This window comes from Neisseria subflava, from assembly GCF_024205745.1.
In the GTDB taxonomy this organism is placed as follows: domain Bacteria; phylum Pseudomonadota; class Gammaproteobacteria; order Burkholderiales; family Neisseriaceae; genus Neisseria; species Neisseria flavescens_B.
This window is the reverse complement of record NZ_CP073117.1, coordinates 1,783,281-1,800,916: the sequence shown is the minus strand read 5'-3', so window position 1 is coordinate 1,800,916 and position 17,636 is coordinate 1,783,281. Positions and strand designations below refer to the sequence as shown.

Annotated in this window: 13 protein-coding genes and 2 pseudogenes; 12 read left to right on the top strand and 3 right to left on the bottom strand. The window is 49.4% G+C overall.

Annotation, left to right across the window (positions count from 1 at the left end; all coding sequences use genetic code 11):
- Nucleotides 1-5 precede the first annotated feature (5 nt).
- The 9 genes and pseudogenes from thrC to KCG55_RS08535 all read left to right on the top strand — a co-directional run bounded on the left by thrC (nucleotide 6) and on the right by KCG55_RS08535 (nucleotide 11,541).
- Nucleotides 6-1,415, top strand: a complete 1,410-nt coding sequence (gene thrC, locus KCG55_RS08575; protein ID WP_254322760.1) for a threonine synthase — start codon at nucleotides 6-8, stop codon at nucleotides 1,413-1,415.
- Between the two features lie 228 nt (nucleotides 1,416-1,643).
- Nucleotides 1,644-3,410 carry a lipid A export permease/ATP-binding protein MsbA gene (gene msbA / locus KCG55_RS08570; protein ID WP_254322759.1) on the top strand — a complete coding sequence of 589 codons (1,767 nt, stop codon included), beginning with the start codon at nucleotides 1,644-1,646 and terminating at the stop codon, nucleotides 3,408-3,410.
- A gap of 85 nt (nucleotides 3,411-3,495) precedes the next feature.
- Complete coding sequence (locus KCG55_RS08565; RefSeq protein ID WP_003679792.1) at nucleotides 3,496-4,272, top strand: ferredoxin--NADP reductase; 777 nt, start codon at nucleotides 3,496-3,498, stop codon at nucleotides 4,270-4,272.
- A gap of 72 nt (nucleotides 4,273-4,344) precedes the next feature.
- Nucleotides 4,345-4,983: pseudogene (locus tag KCG55_RS08560) on the top strand (uroporphyrinogen-III synthase); the annotation flags it as partial.
- A 213-nt stretch (nucleotides 4,984-5,196) separates the two neighbouring features.
- Nucleotides 5,197-6,468: a uroporphyrinogen-III C-methyltransferase gene (locus tag KCG55_RS08555; protein WP_254323656.1), complete on the top strand. Its 1,272-nt coding sequence runs from the start codon at nucleotides 5,197-5,199 to the stop codon at nucleotides 6,466-6,468.
- Nucleotides 6,465-7,688 carry a heme biosynthesis protein HemY gene (locus KCG55_RS08550; RefSeq protein WP_254322758.1) on the top strand — a complete coding sequence of 408 codons (1,224 nt, stop codon included), beginning with the start codon at nucleotides 6,465-6,467 and terminating at the stop codon, nucleotides 7,686-7,688. Before KCG55_RS08555 ends, KCG55_RS08550 begins: the two co-directional genes overlap by 4 nt.
- Nucleotides 7,689-7,823: 135 nt before the next feature.
- The gene (hemE, locus tag KCG55_RS08545; RefSeq protein WP_254322757.1) at nucleotides 7,824-8,885 is read left to right on the top strand and encodes a uroporphyrinogen decarboxylase; all 1,062 of its coding nucleotides are present in this window, start codon (nucleotides 7,824-7,826) and stop codon (nucleotides 8,883-8,885) included.
- A 145-nt stretch (nucleotides 8,886-9,030) separates the two neighbouring features.
- Nucleotides 9,031-10,522 (top strand): annotated as a pseudogene (gene cls, locus KCG55_RS08540) (cardiolipin synthase).
- Nucleotides 10,523-10,797: 275 nt separating this feature from the next.
- The gene (locus tag KCG55_RS08535; RefSeq protein WP_254322756.1) at nucleotides 10,798-11,541 is read left to right on the top strand and encodes a hypothetical protein; all 744 of its coding nucleotides are present in this window, start codon (nucleotides 10,798-10,800) and stop codon (nucleotides 11,539-11,541) included.
- 23 nt (nucleotides 11,542-11,564) lie between these two features.
- Here the strand turns inward: KCG55_RS08535 and KCG55_RS08530 are convergent, their stop codons facing one another.
- Entirely contained in the window at nucleotides 11,565-12,218 is a 654-nt protein-coding gene (locus KCG55_RS08530) for an IS1595 family transposase (protein ID WP_254322755.1), read from the bottom strand.
- Nucleotides 12,219-12,565: 347 nt separating this feature from the next.
- Here KCG55_RS08530 and KCG55_RS08525 point away from each other — a divergent pair, with 347 nt between their 5' ends.
- From KCG55_RS08525 to KCG55_RS08515, 3 genes are all read left to right on the top strand, one after another.
- Complete coding sequence (locus tag KCG55_RS08525) at nucleotides 12,566-12,760, top strand: YgaP family membrane protein (RefSeq protein WP_036491196.1); 195 nt, start codon at nucleotides 12,566-12,568, stop codon at nucleotides 12,758-12,760.
- Between the two features lie 12 nt (nucleotides 12,761-12,772).
- Nucleotides 12,773-13,294, top strand: coding sequence for a rhodanese-like domain-containing protein (locus KCG55_RS08520; RefSeq protein WP_254322754.1), 522 nt, complete (start codon nucleotides 12,773-12,775; stop codon nucleotides 13,292-13,294).
- A gap of 79 nt (nucleotides 13,295-13,373) precedes the next feature.
- Complete coding sequence (locus tag KCG55_RS08515; protein WP_254322753.1) at nucleotides 13,374-13,676, top strand: ArsR/SmtB family transcription factor; 303 nt, start codon at nucleotides 13,374-13,376, stop codon at nucleotides 13,674-13,676.
- 94 nt (nucleotides 13,677-13,770) lie between these two features.
- Here the strand turns inward: KCG55_RS08515 and KCG55_RS08510 are convergent, their stop codons facing one another.
- Together KCG55_RS08510 and mfd are read right to left on the bottom strand one after the other, a co-directional pair.
- Nucleotides 13,771-14,094, bottom strand: a complete 324-nt coding sequence (locus tag KCG55_RS08510; protein WP_254322752.1) for a hypothetical protein — start codon at nucleotides 14,092-14,094, stop codon at nucleotides 13,771-13,773.
- 104 nt (nucleotides 14,095-14,198) lie between these two features.
- Nucleotides 14,199-17,603 carry a transcription-repair coupling factor gene (mfd, locus tag KCG55_RS08505; protein WP_254322751.1) on the bottom strand — a complete coding sequence of 1,135 codons (3,405 nt, stop codon included), beginning with the start codon at nucleotides 17,601-17,603 and terminating at the stop codon, nucleotides 14,199-14,201.
- Between the last annotated feature and the right edge of the window lie 33 nt (nucleotides 17,604-17,636).

Below are 17,636 nucleotides of genomic sequence, written 5' to 3'. Positions count from 1 at the left end.
AAACCATGAAATACATCAGCACCCGCGGTGCAACCGCACGCAAGCAATTCAGCGAAGTTTTATTGATGGGTTTGGCTCCTGACGGCGGTTTGATGCTGCCTGAGCAATACCCTCAAATCGACCGTGCTACCTTAGACCAATGGCGCACACTCAGCTATCCTGAGCTGGCGTTTGAAGTCATGAGCCTGTTTGCCACCGACATCCCTGCTGATGATTTACGCGACATCATCAACCGCACCTACACCGAAAAAGTATTCGGCACCAAAGCCATTACTCCGGTGCGCACACTTTCAGACGGCATTAAAATCCAAGCCCTGTCCAATGGCCCGACTTTGGCATTCAAAGACATGGCCATGCAATTCTTGGGCAATGCGTTTGAATATGTATTGAATAAAGAAGGCAAAGAGCTCAATATCTTGGGCGCCACCAGCGGCGACACTGGTTCTGCAGCCGAATATGCCCTGCGCGGTAAAAAAGGCGTCAATGTCTTCATGCTATCACCGGAAGGTAAAATGAGCGCATTCCAACGTGCGCAAATGTTCAGCCTGCAAGATGCCAACATCCACAACATCGCTGTTGAAGGTATGTTTGACGACTGCCAAGACATCGTCAAAGCCGTACAAAACGATGCCGAATTCAAAGCCAAATACCATATCGGCACAGTCAACTCCATCAACTGGGGACGCATCGTTGCCCAAGTCGTGTATTACTTTGCCGGTTATTTCAATGCCACTTCAAGCAATGACGAAAAAGTCAGCTTCTGCGTGCCAAGCGGCAACTTCGGCAATGTCTGCGCCGGTCATATCGCCCGCCAAATGGGTCTGCCTATCCACCGCTTGATTGTTGCCACCAATGAAAACGACGTATTGGACGAATTTTTCAAAACCGGTGCATACCGCCCACGCAGCAGCGAACATACCCATGTCACTTCCAGCCCGTCTATGGATATTTCCAAAGCCTCCAACTTCGAGCGTTTTGTGTTCGATCTGATGGACCGCGATGCAGACGAAATCAAAACCTTATGGGCTGAAGTAGGCTCCGGCAAAGGTTTCAATTTGGAATTTATGTTAAACAAAGTACATCAACAATATGGCTTTGTTTCCGGCAAATCGACTCATGCCAACCGCCTTGCCACCATCAAACAGGTTTACGAACAAGACCGTGAATTGATTGATCCGCATACTGCTGATGGCATCAAAGTAGCGCGTGAAGTACGCGAAGCCGGCGAAACCATTGTCTGCCTTGAAACCGCGTTGGCTGCCAAATTTGAAGCCACCATCCACGAAGCGGTCGGCGAAGTTGCCATCCCCCGTCCGGCCGCATTGGAAGGCTTGGAAAACCTGCCGCAACGTGTCCGTGTTGTCCCTAATAATGCAACGACAGTAAAAGACTTCATTAAGGAAGCTTTGGCTTAATCGACTGTCTTTGACGACTGAAGAGGCCGTCTGAAACTTTTTCAGACGGCCGCAACTGGTGTTTGAGAAGTGAGCAGCGTTATTGCCAATTCTACCTCATCACAGTCGTTCCCATTATAAAATCAAGGCGTTAAAACAATACCAACTCCTTTCGACTTTCAATTGCAAACATTGTAATGACAGATATTTTCGTTTAGAATTGCATGTTTGCTCTAAATCTGGATTGATATGCAGACAACACAAGCCACATCCAACTGGGAGCTGTACAAGCGTTTGCTTGGATATTTAAAAAGCTATTGGAAGATGTTTATCATCTCCGTAGTGGCCATGCTGATTGTCGCCGGTACGATGCCGGCTTTCGGTTACTTGCTCAAGCCTTTGATTAATGAAGGTTTTGTCGATAAAAACATGAAAAGCATGTCATGGTTGCCGCTGGCAATTGTGGCGCTATTTTTCGTTCGCGGCCTGTTCAACTTCATTAACGAATATTGCACGACTTATCTGTCCAGCCACTTGGTGCAGCGTTTACGCGGTGAAATGTTCAACAAAATGATGCACCTGCCGACTTCGTACTTCAGCAGCAATACCGGCGGCCGTCTGATGTCGCGCATTTTAAACGACGTCAACCAAATTACCGATGCAGGATTTAACGTCATTACCGTGATCGCCAAAGACGGCGTGAGCGTGGTCGGTCTGTTAGGCTTGTTGACTTATCTAAACTGGCGTTTGACCCTGATTACTTTTATTATTTTGCCGGTCGTCGCCGTATGTATCCAAACGGTCAGCAAACGCTTGCGCAAATTGTCTGCCAACAACCAAATTTATCTTGGCCAGCTGATGCAGGTTTTGGGCGAAAGCATTAATGGTGAACGCGTTGTAAAAATCTACGGCGGTCAGGATTATGAAAACCGCCGCTTCAACCGTATTGCCGACGATGTGCGCCGCAACCTGATCAAACAGGTTTCCGCCAGCTCTGCCGGTACTGGCATTACGCAATTGATGGCTTCGGTTGCTTTGGCCGCGATTATTTACGCAGCGGCTCGTCAAGCAGGGCTTTCCGGCTTTAGCGCAGGAGATTTTATGTCGTTTTTGTCCAGCATGATCATGATGTTTGACCCAATCAAACGCATGACCGGCGTGATGCAATCCCTACAACGTGGTTTGGCGGCGGCAGAAAGTGTCTTCACCTTTTTGGATCAACCCGAAGAAAGCAACGAAGGCAAACAGATCCTCAGCCCAAACCCTGGCGATATCGAATTTTGCGATGTTGTACACCGCTATCCTGAAGCCGAACGCAACAGCTTGAACCACATCAACCTGCTTGTACCACAAGGCAAAGTGACTGCATTAGTCGGCGCATCAGGCTGCGGTAAAACCACCCTGGCCAATATGTTGCCGCGCTTCCTTAATCCGGATGCAGGCAAGGTCTTGATTAGCGGCGTCAACATCAATGAATATACACTAGAAAGCCTGCGCAGCCGCATGGCATTCGTCAGCCAAAACGTTGTCCTGTTTAATGGTACGATTGCTGAAAACATTGCCTATGCTCAAGCTGACAAATTCAGTGAAGAAGAAATTATCAATGCTGCAAAAGCCGCGAATGCTTGGGAATTTATCCAAAAAATGCCGCAAGGCTTGTACACTGAAGTTGGCGAAAACGGTTTAAAACTGTCCGGCGGCCAACGTCAACGCCTCGCCATTGCGCGTGCGCTTTTGAAAAATGCGCCGATTTTGATTTTGGACGAAGCCACCAGTGCATTGGATAATGAATCCGAACGTTTGGTACAAACCGCATTGGAAAACCTGATGCAAAACCGTACCACATTGGTGATTGCCCACCGACTTTCGACCATCGAAAAAGCCGATAACATCGTTGTGATGCATGAAGGCAATGTAGTCGAACAAGGCACTCATCATGAATTGATTAGCGCAGGCGGACGCTATTCCGACCTGCACAGCCTCAGCGAAAAATCAGCCAAACCGGCAAGCAAGTAGCTGAACACCATATTCCATTCTTTTTATTAACCTTGGCCGCCCCGACCTATCCTTTTCAGACGGCCTTATCCGACAGGAAATATCAATGGCAGCATTCAACACCCAGAAAGTCTTGTCCGTACACCACTGGACCGACGCTTACTTCACTTTCACCTGTACCCGTGACGAGTCTTTGCGCTTTGAAAACGGCCAATTCGTCATGGTCGGCCTGATGGTAGATGGCAAACCGCTGATGCGTGCATACAGCGTGGCTTCTGCCAACTGGGAAGAGCATCTGGAATTTTTCAGTATTAAAGTACAAGACGGCCCATTGACCAGCCGCCTGCAACACCTTAAAGTCGGCGACGATGTCCTCATCAGTAAAAAACCGACCGGCACATTGGTTGCCGGCGACTTGAATCCAGGCAAACACCTCTACCTCTTGAGCACCGGTACCGGTATCGCACCTTTCTTGAGCATTACCAAAGACCCTGATGTTTACGAGCAATTCGAAAAAATCATCTTGGTTCACGGCGTACGCTACAAAAAAGACTTGGCATACTACGACCGCTTTACCAAAGAATTGCCTGAACACGAATACTTGGGCGACTTGGTTAAAGAAAAACTGATTTACTACCCAATTGTTTCACGCGAAGAATATGTACATCAAGGCCGTCTGACCGATTTGATGCGCAGCGGCAAACTCTTTGAAGACATCGGTCTGCCTAAAATCAATCCGCAAGACGACCGCGCTATGCTGTGCGGTAGCCCAGCCATGTTGAAAGATACCTGCAGCGTCTTGGACGAATTCGGCCTGACCGTTTCTCCAAAAACCGGCGTTCGTGGCGACTATCTGATTGAGCGTGCATTCGTCGATCAATAAGCTGTGCTAGTAACAGGCCGTCTGAAATTTTCCTTTCAGACGGCCTAAAACCTTAATAATTTATCCCACATTATGCCTACCCTACTCATCATCCGACCGTCCAACCGTCCGCAACAAGATATCCAAACCTGCCATGCAGCCGGTTGGCAGGCTCAGGTATTGAGTCCGATTGAAATAGAGGCGGATCGTTCGACGCTAAAAAAACTTCCCGAGCAATTCAAGCAAGCCGATGTGGTGTTTTGGGTCAGCCCGACCGCTATTGAAACCGCAGCGCCTCATCTGAACTTTTCAGACGGCCCCAGAGCACACATTACCGTCGGCCAAACCAGCCAACATACTTTGGCGCAATTCTCCCCTTATCCCGTATTCTCACCCGAAGATGGAAACGACAGCGAAGCCGTCTTGAGAATGCCTATTTGGAAAAACCTGCCACCCAACGCCCGAGTTTTAATCATTCGAGGCCATGGCGGCCGTGATTTTCTGGCAGACAAACTGACCGAACTGGGTTTCCAAATCGACATCGCCGAAATCTATTTCAGACGGCCACACGCCATCGATTGGCGGAACTTTAAAACCGAAGACATCGCCGCCGCCTACGTCACATCCGGCGAACTCGCGCGCGAATTTTTCCATCAGATTCCGCCGCAATTTTCCCGATTCTTCGAATCCTTGCTATACTTTACCCATCATCCGCGCATTGCCGATGCGCTTCGCATCGTCGGTGCCAAACATGTAGAAACCGTCACTTCTTTATCCGCTGCACTTTCATCCACACCACAAAGGAGCCAAGCAGTGAACCCAGTCGAAGACAATAAAGATACCCAACAAGTTGCCAATACGGCAGCTCCAGCGCCTGAACATTCTGAAAACACCAGGCCGTCTGAACAAACCAAACCTACCCAACCTCAGCGAGTGGAGGCGAGCATGCCCGAGTCCAACAATCTCCCACAAAACAACGCCCCTGTTATCATCAAACAATCTGGCGGCAAAGCCTTGGCCGCAGGTGCGACCGTCTTGGCACTGCTTGGCTTGGGCGCAAGCGGATTCCTGTTTGTACAGGGTCAAAATGTTTTAAAAAACCAAGAGCTCGAATTCAACCAAAAAATCGACAAAGCTGCGTTGGGCGAATCTGAAAACGCCAGCCTTTTAAAAGACAACCTCAACCGCCAAACCGCTATTCAGGCCGAGTTAGACCGCCTGAATAACGGTCAAAAAAGCAATAGCGAGCAAATCCTGCAAATGCAGAAAGCTTATCAAGAGTTACTCAAAGGCCGTATCAACTGGCTGGTCGACGAAGCCGAATCCATGTTGAACACTGCTTCGCAACAATTGATGCTGTCAGGCAACCTTCAAGGCGCGGTCAGCGTATTGGAACACATTGACAGCCGCTTAAGCCGTTTTGAACAGCCTGAGCTTATCCCCATCAAGCAAGCCATCAGCAATGATTTGGCCGCGCTGAAAAACCGTCCTTATGTCGATATTTCCGCCACTGCCTTGCGTATCGACCGTTTGGAAACCGGTATTTCAGGCCTGCCTTTGGTTTTGGACGGCGTATTGAAACCAGGTGCCGCGCCTGTCGAAGCCGCCAATTCAGGAACTTGGTGGGAAAACACATGGGAAAAATCCCTCAATGCCCTCAAAGGCTTGGTTGAAGTCCGTCATCTGGACAGCAACGACGCCATGTTGATTTCACCCGATCAAACCTACTTCATCCGTGAAAACCTGCGCCTGCGCCTTTTGGATGCGCGCATTGCCCTGTTGCAACACAACGGTGAAGTGTATCAAAGCGATTTAAACAACGTTGAAGCAACTGTAAAACAATACTTCGATAGCAAATCCCCTGCTACCAAGTCATGGTTGAAAGAGTTGGCCGAACTCAAAGCCCTTGATGTCCGTATGATTTCAGACGACAGCCTGAAAGCCAGCTTGAGCGCCGTTCGCGCTTATCAAGAAGGTTCGCGTACACAAATGACAACCGAGGAAGCTGCACAAACCCAAGCTGCCGAGCAAACCGCTTCCGCTCCGGCTGCGACTACCGAACAAGCCACAACTTCCGCACCGGCTGCCGCTTCTGCCCCTCAATCTCTGGAAGCACCTGCATTGCCGTCTGAAAACAAAAAAGAACCGGCCGCTGAAGCTGCCAAACCACAAAACCAAACCAAGCCTGCTGCCAAAATTAAAGGAGAGCAAGCATGAAAACCGTCGTTTGGATTGTCATTCTGTTTGCCGCTGCCGTCGGTTTAGCCTTGGCTTCCGGCATTTATACCGGCAACGTGTATGTCGTGGTTGAGCAAACCATGCTGCGTATCAATCTGCATGCCTTTGTTTTAGGCCTGCTGTTGAGCGTATTCGTCTTGTATTTCCTGATTAAATTCGTGTTCGGCCTCTTGAACATTCCCGCGCGTATGCAACGCTTCGGCATTGCCCGCAAAGGCCGTCAGGCTTCTGCCTCTTTGAACAGCGCAGGTCTGGCATATTTTGAAGGCCGTTTTGAAAAAGCCGAACAAGAAGCCGCCAAAGTCTTGCAAAATAAAGAAGCAGGCGACAACCGCACCCTGGCTTTGATGTTGGGTGCACACGCGGCCGACCAAATGGAAAACTTCGAATTGCGCGATCGCTACCTGCACGAAATCGAACACCTGCCACAAAAACAACAGCTTTCCCGTCATCTTTTGCTGGCCGAATCTGCACTGAGCCGCCGTGATTATCCGACTGCCGCACAAAACCTTGAAGCAGCAGCAAAAATCAATAGCAACTTAAGCCGTCTGGTCCGCCTGCAATTACGTTATGCCTTTGATCACGGCGATGCTTCAGATGTCTTGGCAAAAGCGGAAAAACTGGTCAAAGCCGGCGCCATCAACGATTACGAAGCCGAACAGTATCAAAATTGGGCATATCGCCGCCTCTTAAGCGAAGTAACCGATGCACGCAGTCTGAAAGCTTGTTTGAAACACATTCCAGAAAGCTTGAAATCAGGCGAATTATGTGTCGCGATTGCCGAAAAATACGAGCGTTTGGGTTTGTATGCCGATGCAGTCAAATGGGTTAAAACCCATTATCCGCAAACCCGTCAGCCTGAGCTTTTGGAAGCATTTGTCGAATCCGTACGTTTCCTAAGCGAGCGAGAGCAACAAAAAGCCATCGACTTGGCAGACTCTTGGCTGCAAGAACAACCCGACAATGCACCGCTGTTGATGTATCTTGGCCAACTGGCTTACGGCCGTAAACTTTGGGGCAAAGCCCAAGGCTACCTCGAAGCCAGCATTGCCCTGCAACCCAGCGTATCCGCACATTTAGTCTTGGCCCGCGTGTTTGATGAAACAGACCAACCACAAAAAGCGCAAGAACAACGCAATCTGGTTTTGGAAAGCGTGGCCGAAGAAGAACATCCGTCAGCCCTTCCTCAATCCAATTAATGTGCTGATTTCGCATTAAGCGACAATATGAAATCCACAACAGAACCAACTATTTAATCATTTCAGACGGCCTCAACACATATCTAAGGCCGTCTGAACTTTGTCCAACACACCAAATCAGAAAGCCTATTTATCATGACTGCTCTGAAAAACGACACTTTCCTCCGCGCCCTGCTCAAACAGCCTGTCGAATACACTCCCATCTGGATGATGCGCCAAGCCGGACGCTATCTGCCTGAATACAAAGCTACGCGCGCGCGTGCAGGCAGCTTTCTCGATTTGTGCAAAAACACCGAGCTGGCAACCGAAGTCACCATCCAGCCTTTAGAACGTTTTGATCTGGACGCGGCAATTCTGTTTTCCGATATTCTGACCGTTCCCGATGCCATGGGTTTGGGCCTGTATTTTGCCGAAGGCGAAGGCCCGAAATTTGAACGCGCCTTGCAACACGAAGCCGACATTGCAAAACTGCAAGTTCCCGACATGGAAAAACTGCAATACGTCTTTGATGCCGTAACTTCCATCCGTAAAGCACTGGACGGCCGAGTTCCGCTGATCGGCTTCTCAGGCAGCCCGTTCACACTCGCCTGCTACATGGTTGAAGGAGGCAGCAGCAAAGAATTCCGCACCATCAAAACCATGATGTATTCGCGCCCTGATTTGCTGCATAAAATCCTCGACACCAATGCCCAAGCCGTTACCGCTTATCTCAACGCCCAAATCGATGCCGGCGCACAAGCCGTACAAATTTTCGACACTTGGGGCGGCGTGTTGAGCGATGCAGCATTTAAAGAATTCAGCCTGAAGTACATCCGACAAATCGTTGCCGGACTCAAACGCGAAAGCGAAGGCCGCCGCGTGCCTGTTATCGTATTTGCCAAGGGCGGCGGCTTATGGCTGGAAAGCATGGCAGAAATCGGCGCAGACGCATTGGGCCTGGACTGGACATGCAACATCGGCGAAGCCCGCCGTCGCGTCGGCGAACAAGTTGCCTTGCAAGGCAACTTCGACCCGTTTGCCCTCTTCGGCACACCGGAATCTATCCGCACCGAAGTCGCACGCATCCTTGCCGACTACGGCAACGGCAGCGGCCATGTATTCAACCTCGGCCACGGCATCAACCAACACGCCGATCCGGAACACGCTAAAATTTTGGTCGATACCGTACACGAATTATCCCGTCAGTATCACCGTTAATTAAAGCAACTCAAAGGCCGTCTGAAAGCAAAAATACGATTATCGAGTAAATTTGCTTTCAGACGGTTTTTCTATATACTTAATATCTGAAGCTTATCAGCTGACACCTTCAAACTTAAAAACACATCCACTCCCGCTACCGAATATGAATTTTTTAAAAGACATCACCTGGACCGAAATTTTCATCTTCGCCCACACCTGCGCCGCACTCGTCTGCATGCTGCGCGTGTTGTACAAACAAAAAAACATCGGTTCAACTTTTGCCTGGCTGATTATCCTATTCCTTTTCCCCGTATTCGGAACCATCGCCTACATCCTTATCGGAGAACCTCGTCTCGGCACTGCCCGTGCCAAACGTACCGGCGAAATGAACCGCTTCTACAGCAACTTTGCCACCACCCATCTAGCCGATATCTATCTCGACATTGCCGACCAAGTCAAATCACGTTACCACGGCATCAGTAAAGTTGCCGAAAAAGGAACGGGGCTGGGTGCAACCAAAGGCAATGCCATGAGCCTGCTCTCAACCACCGATACCATCATCGACAGCATGCTCGCAGACATACGCGCCGCAACCCATTCCTGCCTGCTGGCCTTTTACATTATCGAACCCAAAGGCCGCATTGAAGAAATTCTAAATGAAATTCTTGCCGCCAAAGCCAGAGGCGTAGACTGCTCCATACTGGCCGATGCCGTCGGCAGCAGGAGCTTTTTTGAAAGCGATTGGGTAGAGATACTGCGCCAAGCAGGCATTGAAGTACATACCTCATTACCTGTCGGCATCTGGCGTACATTATTCACGCGCACCGACCTGCGCAACCACCGCAAAATCCTCGTTATCGACAGCAAAATCGGTTACACCGGCAGCTTCAACCTTGTCGACCCACGCTATTTCAAACAAAACTCTGGCGTCGGAGAATGGATAGATGCCATGATGCGTTGCACAGGGCCTATGGTACTGGAACTGTCAGCCGTCTTCTTCGCCGACCTTGCCGTCGAAACCGATAAAAACCTCCAAAACGTACAAACATACCTCAACCAAGCAAAAAACCTGCTGCCCCAAATCCTTCCCGAAAAAATGCAGCAAGGCAATATTGTTGCCCAAATCATTCCCTCCGCCCCGAGCAAAGCAGCTTCGTCATCTACGAAACCATCATCAGCGCCATCTATGCCGCCACCAAACAAATCACGATTACCACCCCCTACTTCGTCCCGACGAGCCGCTTCTCATGGCGTTAACCGTTGCCGCCAAACGCGGCGTCAAAGTAACCCTGATACTGCCTGCCAAAGTCGATTCACTAATGGTGCGCTATGCCTCACGTGCCTACTACCCTATGTTGCTGGAAGCCGGTGTCAAAATCGCCATGTTTGAAGGTGGGCTTTTACATGCCAAAACCTTGACCATAGACGAAGACTACTCCCTCTTCGGTACGGTCAATATGGACATGCGCAGCTTCTTCCTCAACCTCGAAATCAGCCTCGCCATCTACGATCGCGACACCACCAAACAAATCTGCAACCTCCAACGTGACTACCTCAAAAACAGCAGCTACATTGCCATCAAATCATGGCAACAACGCTCCAAACTCCGCGGCCTCGTGGAAAATGCCGTCCGCCTGATGAGTCCTTTACTGTAAAACATAAATATTTAGGCCGTCTGAAAAGTACTTTTCAGACGGCATTTTTATACGGAAATAGTTTAATCGGCTATGCAAACTCATAAAAACAAAGTCCGGTTTATTTTCAAATCTGTCTGAGATATCCCATTATGTTTTAATTACTATAAATAATTTATCTTGTTTTTACAGCCCGGCTTTCTACCCAATTAGATTAATAGGATAGAATACGGATAATTTTCATATTATCTAACATATTCAAACTGTTAACCCATTAAATTATCTCAGGAGCAATTATGTTCAAAATAAAATTTAAATTGTGGCTGCCAATGCTGTTGGCTGCAATTTTGGCTGCTTGTTCTCAACAATCCCCCTCGTCCGAAGCTCCTGCCACAGCCGAATCAGAAACGGCCAACCAAAGCGTAGAAACAGCAGAAAAACTAGGAACCAGCTGGGGAGATGAAGTACAGTCTTCCGTTCATTCCGTAGATTTGCGCCGTGTTACTAAAAACCCTTTGGCAGAAGGTGTATTGAATTACTCTGCTAAAGATTATCGCGGTAAAAAAATCAACTCGATTTCATTAGCCGCAGGTAAAGTAGAATTATCCGTGCAATCTGATAATGGCGACCTGTTTCCAATCTTCCGCGACGGCAGCAACTACTTTTTACAAGGGAAAGACGGTCAGTCATACCGTTTGGTTTATAAGAACAATAGCAATAAAACTTTGGAAATCGTAGCCAGCGTAGATGGTTTGGATGTCGTCTCTGGTCAAGCAGCCAGCAGATACTCAGATGGCTATGTTTTGTACCCACATGATTCGCTGGTAATCGAAGGTTTCCGTAAAAGTGACGATGCTGTAGCATCTTTTGTATTCAGCAATCCAGAAGACTCTTACGCCGCAAACTCGGATAAAGGCTCCATCAAAAACACCGGTGTAATTGGTACAGCAATTTTTGAACTGTACGACCCGACACAAAAAACCAGCGAACCCGACGCATTTCCAGCCGATAACGGATATGCCCAACCACCTTCCAAATAAAAAGGGGCTGACGTAGATTAGCTCTAAATTCCACACCAATCCCGCAGGATTTTAAGCTGTTGAGACGGTGTGCCGAAGTTAAATCGAAATTCGCATTCTTTCAAGAACAGCGGGAACGATTTGCGATCGATTCCGTTGTATTTGCGTAAGACGCGTTTTGCCTGATTCCAAAAGTTCTCAATGCCGTTGATGTGGTTCTGGCGGTCTGCAAATTCCTTGGAATGGTTGATGCGGTAATGAATAAAACCGCTTACGTCCAACTTGTCGTAGCTGCTCAGGCTATCCGTGTAAACAATGCTATCCGGCATAATTTTCTTTTTAATGACAGGGAGTAACGTTTCAGACTTGGCATTATCCACCACAACGGTATAGACCCGTCCATTGCGTTTCAGAATGCCGAAGACAACCACTTTTCCTGCCGCACCGCGACCACGTCTGCCTTTACTCCGTCCGCCGAAATAGCTTTCGTCCAACTCGACAGGGCCCTCAAAAACCTCATCGGCAACCAAGGCCAGATAATGGCTGATAACCATACGAATTTTGCGATAGAACAGAATAGCGGAGTTGGGCTGAATGCCCAAAATATCGGCAGCGGAACGGGCGGTAACTTGGAGTACAAAAAATTCAAGTAGTTTCTTTTGAACTCTCTTGCTTAATTTACAATTGGTTATCTGCATTTTCGCAGCCTAGCATAACTGCTAATCTACGTCAGCCCCAATAAAAAAGCCCCCTCGTTTACATACTCACAAACTGTATAACCGAGCTTGTTAAAACGCAAAGGCCGAAATTCAGTTTTCAGACGGCCTTTTTTATATATGAAACTTTAATCGTTCCTTTATTTTAAATCAAATACTTAAACCATCATTTATACCAACCAAACAAACCAATACCTATCCCTATTTCAAACTGCATAGTTATAAATAATTTGGCAAAGTCATTTTTAGGGATATAATATTTCTTATATGTGATTTTTGTTATATATATTTATTTATAGATAATTTATTCTTAAACAAGGAGCAATAAAATGAAACGAAACTTGGGTACTTTGGATCGCGTAATCCGTATTGTGATTGGCGTAGCGCTGATTGCTGCAGCCGCTACCGGACACATTGGCTGGTGGGGTTGGCTGGGCATCATCCCCTTGGGTACAGCACTGATTGGCAACTGCGCACTGTACAGCTTATTGGGTATCAACACCTGCCGCATCAACAAAAAATAACGAAGGCAAAACATGAGTACGGTCGGACAATTCCTGCGAATTACGCCTTCCGAAGCAATGGCAAAAATCCGTGAGGGCGCGCTGGCAGTCGACATCCGAAGCCAAGCCGAATATCGGGGCGGGCATATTGTCGGTGCATTATCCCTTCCGCCTGAACAGCAGCGAGACAAACTGCCCGATGATACAGCCCCATGCCTGATTTTTTATTGTCTGAGCGGTAAACGTACAACACGGGCAGAAACAATATTGTCAGTGCTTGGCCAAGGTCGAGAATGCTATATTCTGGAAGGCGGCTTACAGGCATGGAAGGCTGCAGGGCTTCCTATTGTTACCGACCATGCCGCACCGGATATCATGCGGCAGGTGCAAACCATTGCGGGCAGTTTGATTCTGTTGGGCATGCTGGCAGGTTGGCTGGTATCGCCTTGGTTTTATCTGATAGACGTGATGGTCGGCGCAGGCCTGTTAACTGCCGGACTAACCGGATTCTGCGGCATGGCACGCCTGCTGGCCAAAATGCCATGGAACCATTAAGCAAAGGCCGTCTGAAAGTTGCTGCTGAGGCCATTATGACTGATAATTCGACCTCCTCATTTGCCGAAAAGCGTGAAAAATGACCATTGCCGACAATCAACCGCCCTACGAAGAAGCCACCGCTTTTCTCAAACTTCTGGCCAATCCCAACCGTCTCGCCGTATTGTGCAAACTACATGAAAGGCCGCACAATGTAACCGAGTTGGCTGAATCATCCGGACTGCCGCAAGCGGCAATGTCCAGCCAATTAGCGCTACTGCGTGAAGCCGGTTTGGTAGCGTTTGAAGTGAACCATCGGGAACGGCAATATTACATTGCCGACCCGAGGGTAACCGAGATGATACAGTTGCTGTATTCCTTTTTCTGCGCAGAAAAATCTTGAAATATTGCCGAAATAGGATAGCCAAAAAATCTATCCATTTATAATTTTTTTAAAGGCCGTCTGAATCTTTTTCAGACGGCCTCTACTATAATTTTTAGTCTTGCCATATCATCTCGTGTTTAGAACCATAAGTAATCTTCTTGATATTGCTTTCAAGAACAATTTCTTTATCTAATGTTCCTGAGTATTCCGAACCTGCTAATTTTTGAAATAAAGTAATATTCAGCTCATCGTTGTGGCTAGTTGTTTTGATATCTGAAATACCAATTGCGCTATTGCCTAATAAGCCTGTCAAATGAACCTGTCTATAACCCTTAGCTTCATTGACTGTAATTTTAAAATTCTGAATATCTTCCAACTTAATTTCATCAGTGAAAAAGCAGCCGGATAATATCAAGCCTGTTACTCCCAGCATCATTACCCTCATTTTCATAATAACTCCCTGATCGATTTAGCAGCCTTAGACTCAATTTTCAATCGCCGACAGTTTCAGTATTTTCAGACGGCCTTTTCTTAACCTCTCTACTTAACCATCACCCTTTCTTTCAAAGTCTTCAATACGTTCTTCACTGTATTAATCCGCACTTCGATATTTTCCATCTCCGCGGTAAATCGCAGCTTATCCGCGCCGGCAAGGCGATATCTTTTGTCGCTCTGAATCAGTAGAATGATTTCGGTTGGATCGACATTGTTGTTTTTGCCAAAGGTTACCGTTACCGCTTCGCTGGTCGCATCAATGGCATCGATGCCCAGTTCTTTTGCCGCAAGCCGTAAGTGGTGGCTTTCGATGAGGGTTTTGACAGGTTGTTCGGGCAGGCCGAAGCGGTCGACGAGTTCTTCGTGTATGGCGTTGATTTGCTGCACGGTTTCGCAGACGGCGAGGCGTTTGTAGAGGACGAGGCGCTCGTGAATGTCGGGGCAGTAGTCTTCTGGCAATAATGCCGGGCTGTGCAGTTTGATTTCTGTGGTAATGCCCAATGGTGCGTCGAGGTCGGGCTGGCGGCCTTTTTTGAGGTCGCGGACGGCTTGTTTGAGCATTTCGGTGTAAAGCGTGAAGCCGACCTGTATCATTTCGCCGGATTGTCCTTCGCCGAGGATTTCGCCTGCGCCGCGGATTTCCAAATCCTGCATGGCTAGGGTGAAACCCGCACCGAGTTCATCTGCCGCCGCGATGGCGTCGAGGCGTTTTTCTGCGTCTTTGGTGATGTATTCGGGCGTAAGCAGGTAGGCGTAGGCTTGGTGGTGGCTGCGGCCGACGCGCCCGCGAAGCTGGTGAAGTTGCGCCAGTCCGAATTTGTCGGCGCGGTTGATGATGATGGTGTTGGCGTTGGGGATGTCGATACCGGTTTCGATGATGGTGGAACAGAGCAATACGTTGAATCTTTGCTGCAAAAAGTCGCGCATGACTTGTTCCAGTTCGCGCTCGCGCAGTTGTCCGTGCGCCACGCCGATGCGGGCTTCGGGCAGCAGGGTTTCGAGCCGCTCGCGCATGTTTTCGATGGTATCCACTTCATTGTGCAGGAAAAATACCTGCCCACCGCGTTTGAGTTCGCGCAATACGGCTTCGCGCACGCTGCCTTCGCTGAAGGGTTTGACAAAGGTTTTTACCGCGAGGCGGCGGCTGGGCGCGGTGGTAATGAGCGAGAAGTCGCGCAGGCCTTCGAGCGCCATGCTGAGGGTGCGCGGAATCGGCGTGGCGGTCATGGTGAGGATGTCGACATTGGCGCGCAGGCGTTTGAGCTGCTCTTTCTGGCGCACGCCGAAGCGGTGTTCTTCATCAATAATCACCAGTCCTAAGTTTTTGAATTTGATGTCATCCTGCACCAATTTGTGCGTGCCGATAACGATATCGACCGTGCCGTCCGCCATGCCTTCCAGCGCGGCTTTGGTGGCTTTACTGTTGTTGAAACGCGAAAGGCTGGCGACTTTTACAGGGAAATCGGCGAAGCGGTCGGCGAAATTTTGCGCGTGCTGCTCGACCAAAAGTGTGGTCGGGGCGAGTACGGCGACCTGTTTGCCGCCCATCACCGCCACAAACGCGGCGCGCAGGGCGACTTCGGTTTTGCCGAAACCGACATCGCCGCACACGAGGCGGTCCATCGGCTTCGCCTGCGTCAGGTCTTTAATCACGGCGGCGATGGCGGCGGCCTGGTCTTCGGTTTCTTCGTAGCCGAAGCCGTCGGCAAACGCCTGATAGTCCAACTCGTTGATTTCAAACTTGTGTCCCGATTGGGCGGCGCGTTGGGCGTAGAGATTGAGCAATTCGGCGGCGGTGTCGCGCGCTTTTTCTGCAGCTTTGCGCTTCGCCTTGTTCCACGCGCCGCTGCCGAGCTTGTGCAAAGTAACGTTTTCATGCGCCTGACCGGAGTAGCGGCTGATTAAATGCAGTTGCGAAACAGGCACATAAAGCTGCGCTTCGCCTGCGTATTCAAGCAACATCATTTCGTTGGTTTCATCGCCCAAGTCCATTGTGACCAAGCCCATATATCGGCCGATGCCGTGTTCTTCGTGTACAACAGGATCGCCGATATTGATTTCGGCAAGGTCGCGCAACAGGCCGTCTGAAACGGCGGCGTGTTTCTTACGATGATGTTTGCGCGAGCGGGCGACATATTGATAAAGATCGGATTCGGTAATGACCGCGATGTTTTGATCTTCTAATTTAAACCCGTAAGTCAACGGCGCCACTGTAATCATCAGCGGCTCATGCGCCGACAAAAAGCCCTGCCAGTCGGACACGCTTTTGGCTTTTAAGCCGTTTTGCTGCAAGAAACCGAGCATGGTTTCGCGCCGTCCCAAACTTTCGGCGCACAGCAAAATTCGTCCGTCAAAGGCCGTCTGAAAATCTTTCAATGCCTGCAACGGTTCATCTGCTTGACGGTTGACGGCAAGGTCGGGCAGAGTATGTTCCTTGCCGGAAACATCGGGCAGCACCTGTCCGTAGTTTTTCAGAAGGCCTGCAAAAACATCAGCAGAGAGATACAAATGCTGTGGAAGCAAAGGCGGATAGGTTTCGTCGCCCTGAGCCATGGCGTAACGCGATTTGACGTCGCTCCAAAAGCGGTTCGCCTCGGCGTGAACATCGCCCAAAGAGACAAACAGCGCATCTTCGCCGATATAGTCAAACAGCGTTTCCAGCTCGTTTTCAAAAAACAGCGGCAGATAATATTCCACGCCCGCGCCGAAGTGGCCGTTGCTGACGGCTTTGTACACAGCGGCATCGTTCGGATTGCCATCGACTTCCTCACGAAAGCGGCTGCGGAAAATCTTTTGCGCCTCGCTGTCGGTGGGGAACTCATGTGCTGGCAACAGGCGGATTTCGGAAACGGGAGAAATGGTGCGTTGCGTTTCGGTATCGAAAGTTTTGATGCTGTCGATTTCATCGTCGAACAAATCTATGCGGTACGGCATCTCGCTGCCCATCGGGAACAAATCAACAATGCCGCCGCGCACAGCAAACTCGCCCGCCGCGACAACGTGGGAAACATGGTTATAACCTGCATCCACCAAATCGCTTTTCAGACGGCCTATATCCAAAGTCTGTCCTGTTTTCAGCCAAAACGTGCGCCCTGCCAGAAACAGCACAGGCGACAGCTTCTGCATCGCCGTGGCAACCGGTACGAACAACACGTCCGCCGCGCCGCTCTTAATCTGCCACAACGCCGAGAGCCGCTCCGACACCAAATCCTGATGCGGCGAAAAACGCTCGTAAGGCAGCGTTTCCCAGTCCGGCAGGAACACAGCCGTATCGCGCGGACGGAAAAACAGCCAGGCCGTCTGAAGGCGTAGCGCCTGTTCCGCATCTTGGGTCAAGACAACCTTGAGCTGCTTATGCGGCAGATAACGCGCCAAAGCCAAGGGCAGCGAGCCTTGAGACAGATTGAGCCAACGGGATTTTTCACGAGGTTTGGGAATCGGATAAGTCATGACAAAACAGTTTGTAATAAGTAAATACAAGCA

What these genes read in the sequence shown, in the direction of transcription:
- thrC (WP_254322760.1), top strand. Translation starts at nt 6, where the DNA reads ATGAAATACATCAGCACCCGCGGTGCAACCGCACGCAAGCAATTCAGC.
- msbA (WP_254322759.1), top strand. Translation starts at nt 1,644, where the DNA reads ATGCAGACAACACAAGCCACATCCAACTGGGAGCTGTACAAGCGTTTG.
- KCG55_RS08565 (WP_003679792.1), top strand. Translation starts at nt 3,496, where the DNA reads ATGGCAGCATTCAACACCCAGAAAGTCTTGTCCGTACACCACTGGACC.
- KCG55_RS08555 (WP_254323656.1), top strand. Translation starts at nt 5,197, where the DNA reads ATGCCCGAGTCCAACAATCTCCCACAAAACAACGCCCCTGTTATCATC.
- KCG55_RS08550 (WP_254322758.1), top strand. Translation starts at nt 6,465, where the DNA reads ATGAAAACCGTCGTTTGGATTGTCATTCTGTTTGCCGCTGCCGTCGGT.
- hemE (WP_254322757.1), top strand. Translation starts at nt 7,824, where the DNA reads ATGACTGCTCTGAAAAACGACACTTTCCTCCGCGCCCTGCTCAAACAG.
- KCG55_RS08535 (WP_254322756.1), top strand. Translation starts at nt 10,798, where the DNA reads ATGTTCAAAATAAAATTTAAATTGTGGCTGCCAATGCTGTTGGCTGCA.
- KCG55_RS08530 (WP_254322755.1), bottom strand. Translation starts at nt 12,218, where the DNA reads ATGCAGATAACCAATTGTAAATTAAGCAAGAGAGTTCAAAAGAAACTA.
- KCG55_RS08525 (WP_036491196.1), top strand. Translation starts at nt 12,566, where the DNA reads ATGAAACGAAACTTGGGTACTTTGGATCGCGTAATCCGTATTGTGATT.
- KCG55_RS08520 (WP_254322754.1), top strand. Translation starts at nt 12,773, where the DNA reads ATGAGTACGGTCGGACAATTCCTGCGAATTACGCCTTCCGAAGCAATG.
- KCG55_RS08515 (WP_254322753.1), top strand. Translation starts at nt 13,374, where the DNA reads ATGACCATTGCCGACAATCAACCGCCCTACGAAGAAGCCACCGCTTTT.
- KCG55_RS08510 (WP_254322752.1), bottom strand. Translation starts at nt 14,094, where the DNA reads ATGATGCTGGGAGTAACAGGCTTGATATTATCCGGCTGCTTTTTCACT.
- mfd (WP_254322751.1), bottom strand. Translation starts at nt 17,603, where the DNA reads ATGACTTATCCGATTCCCAAACCTCGTGAAAAATCCCGTTGGCTCAAT.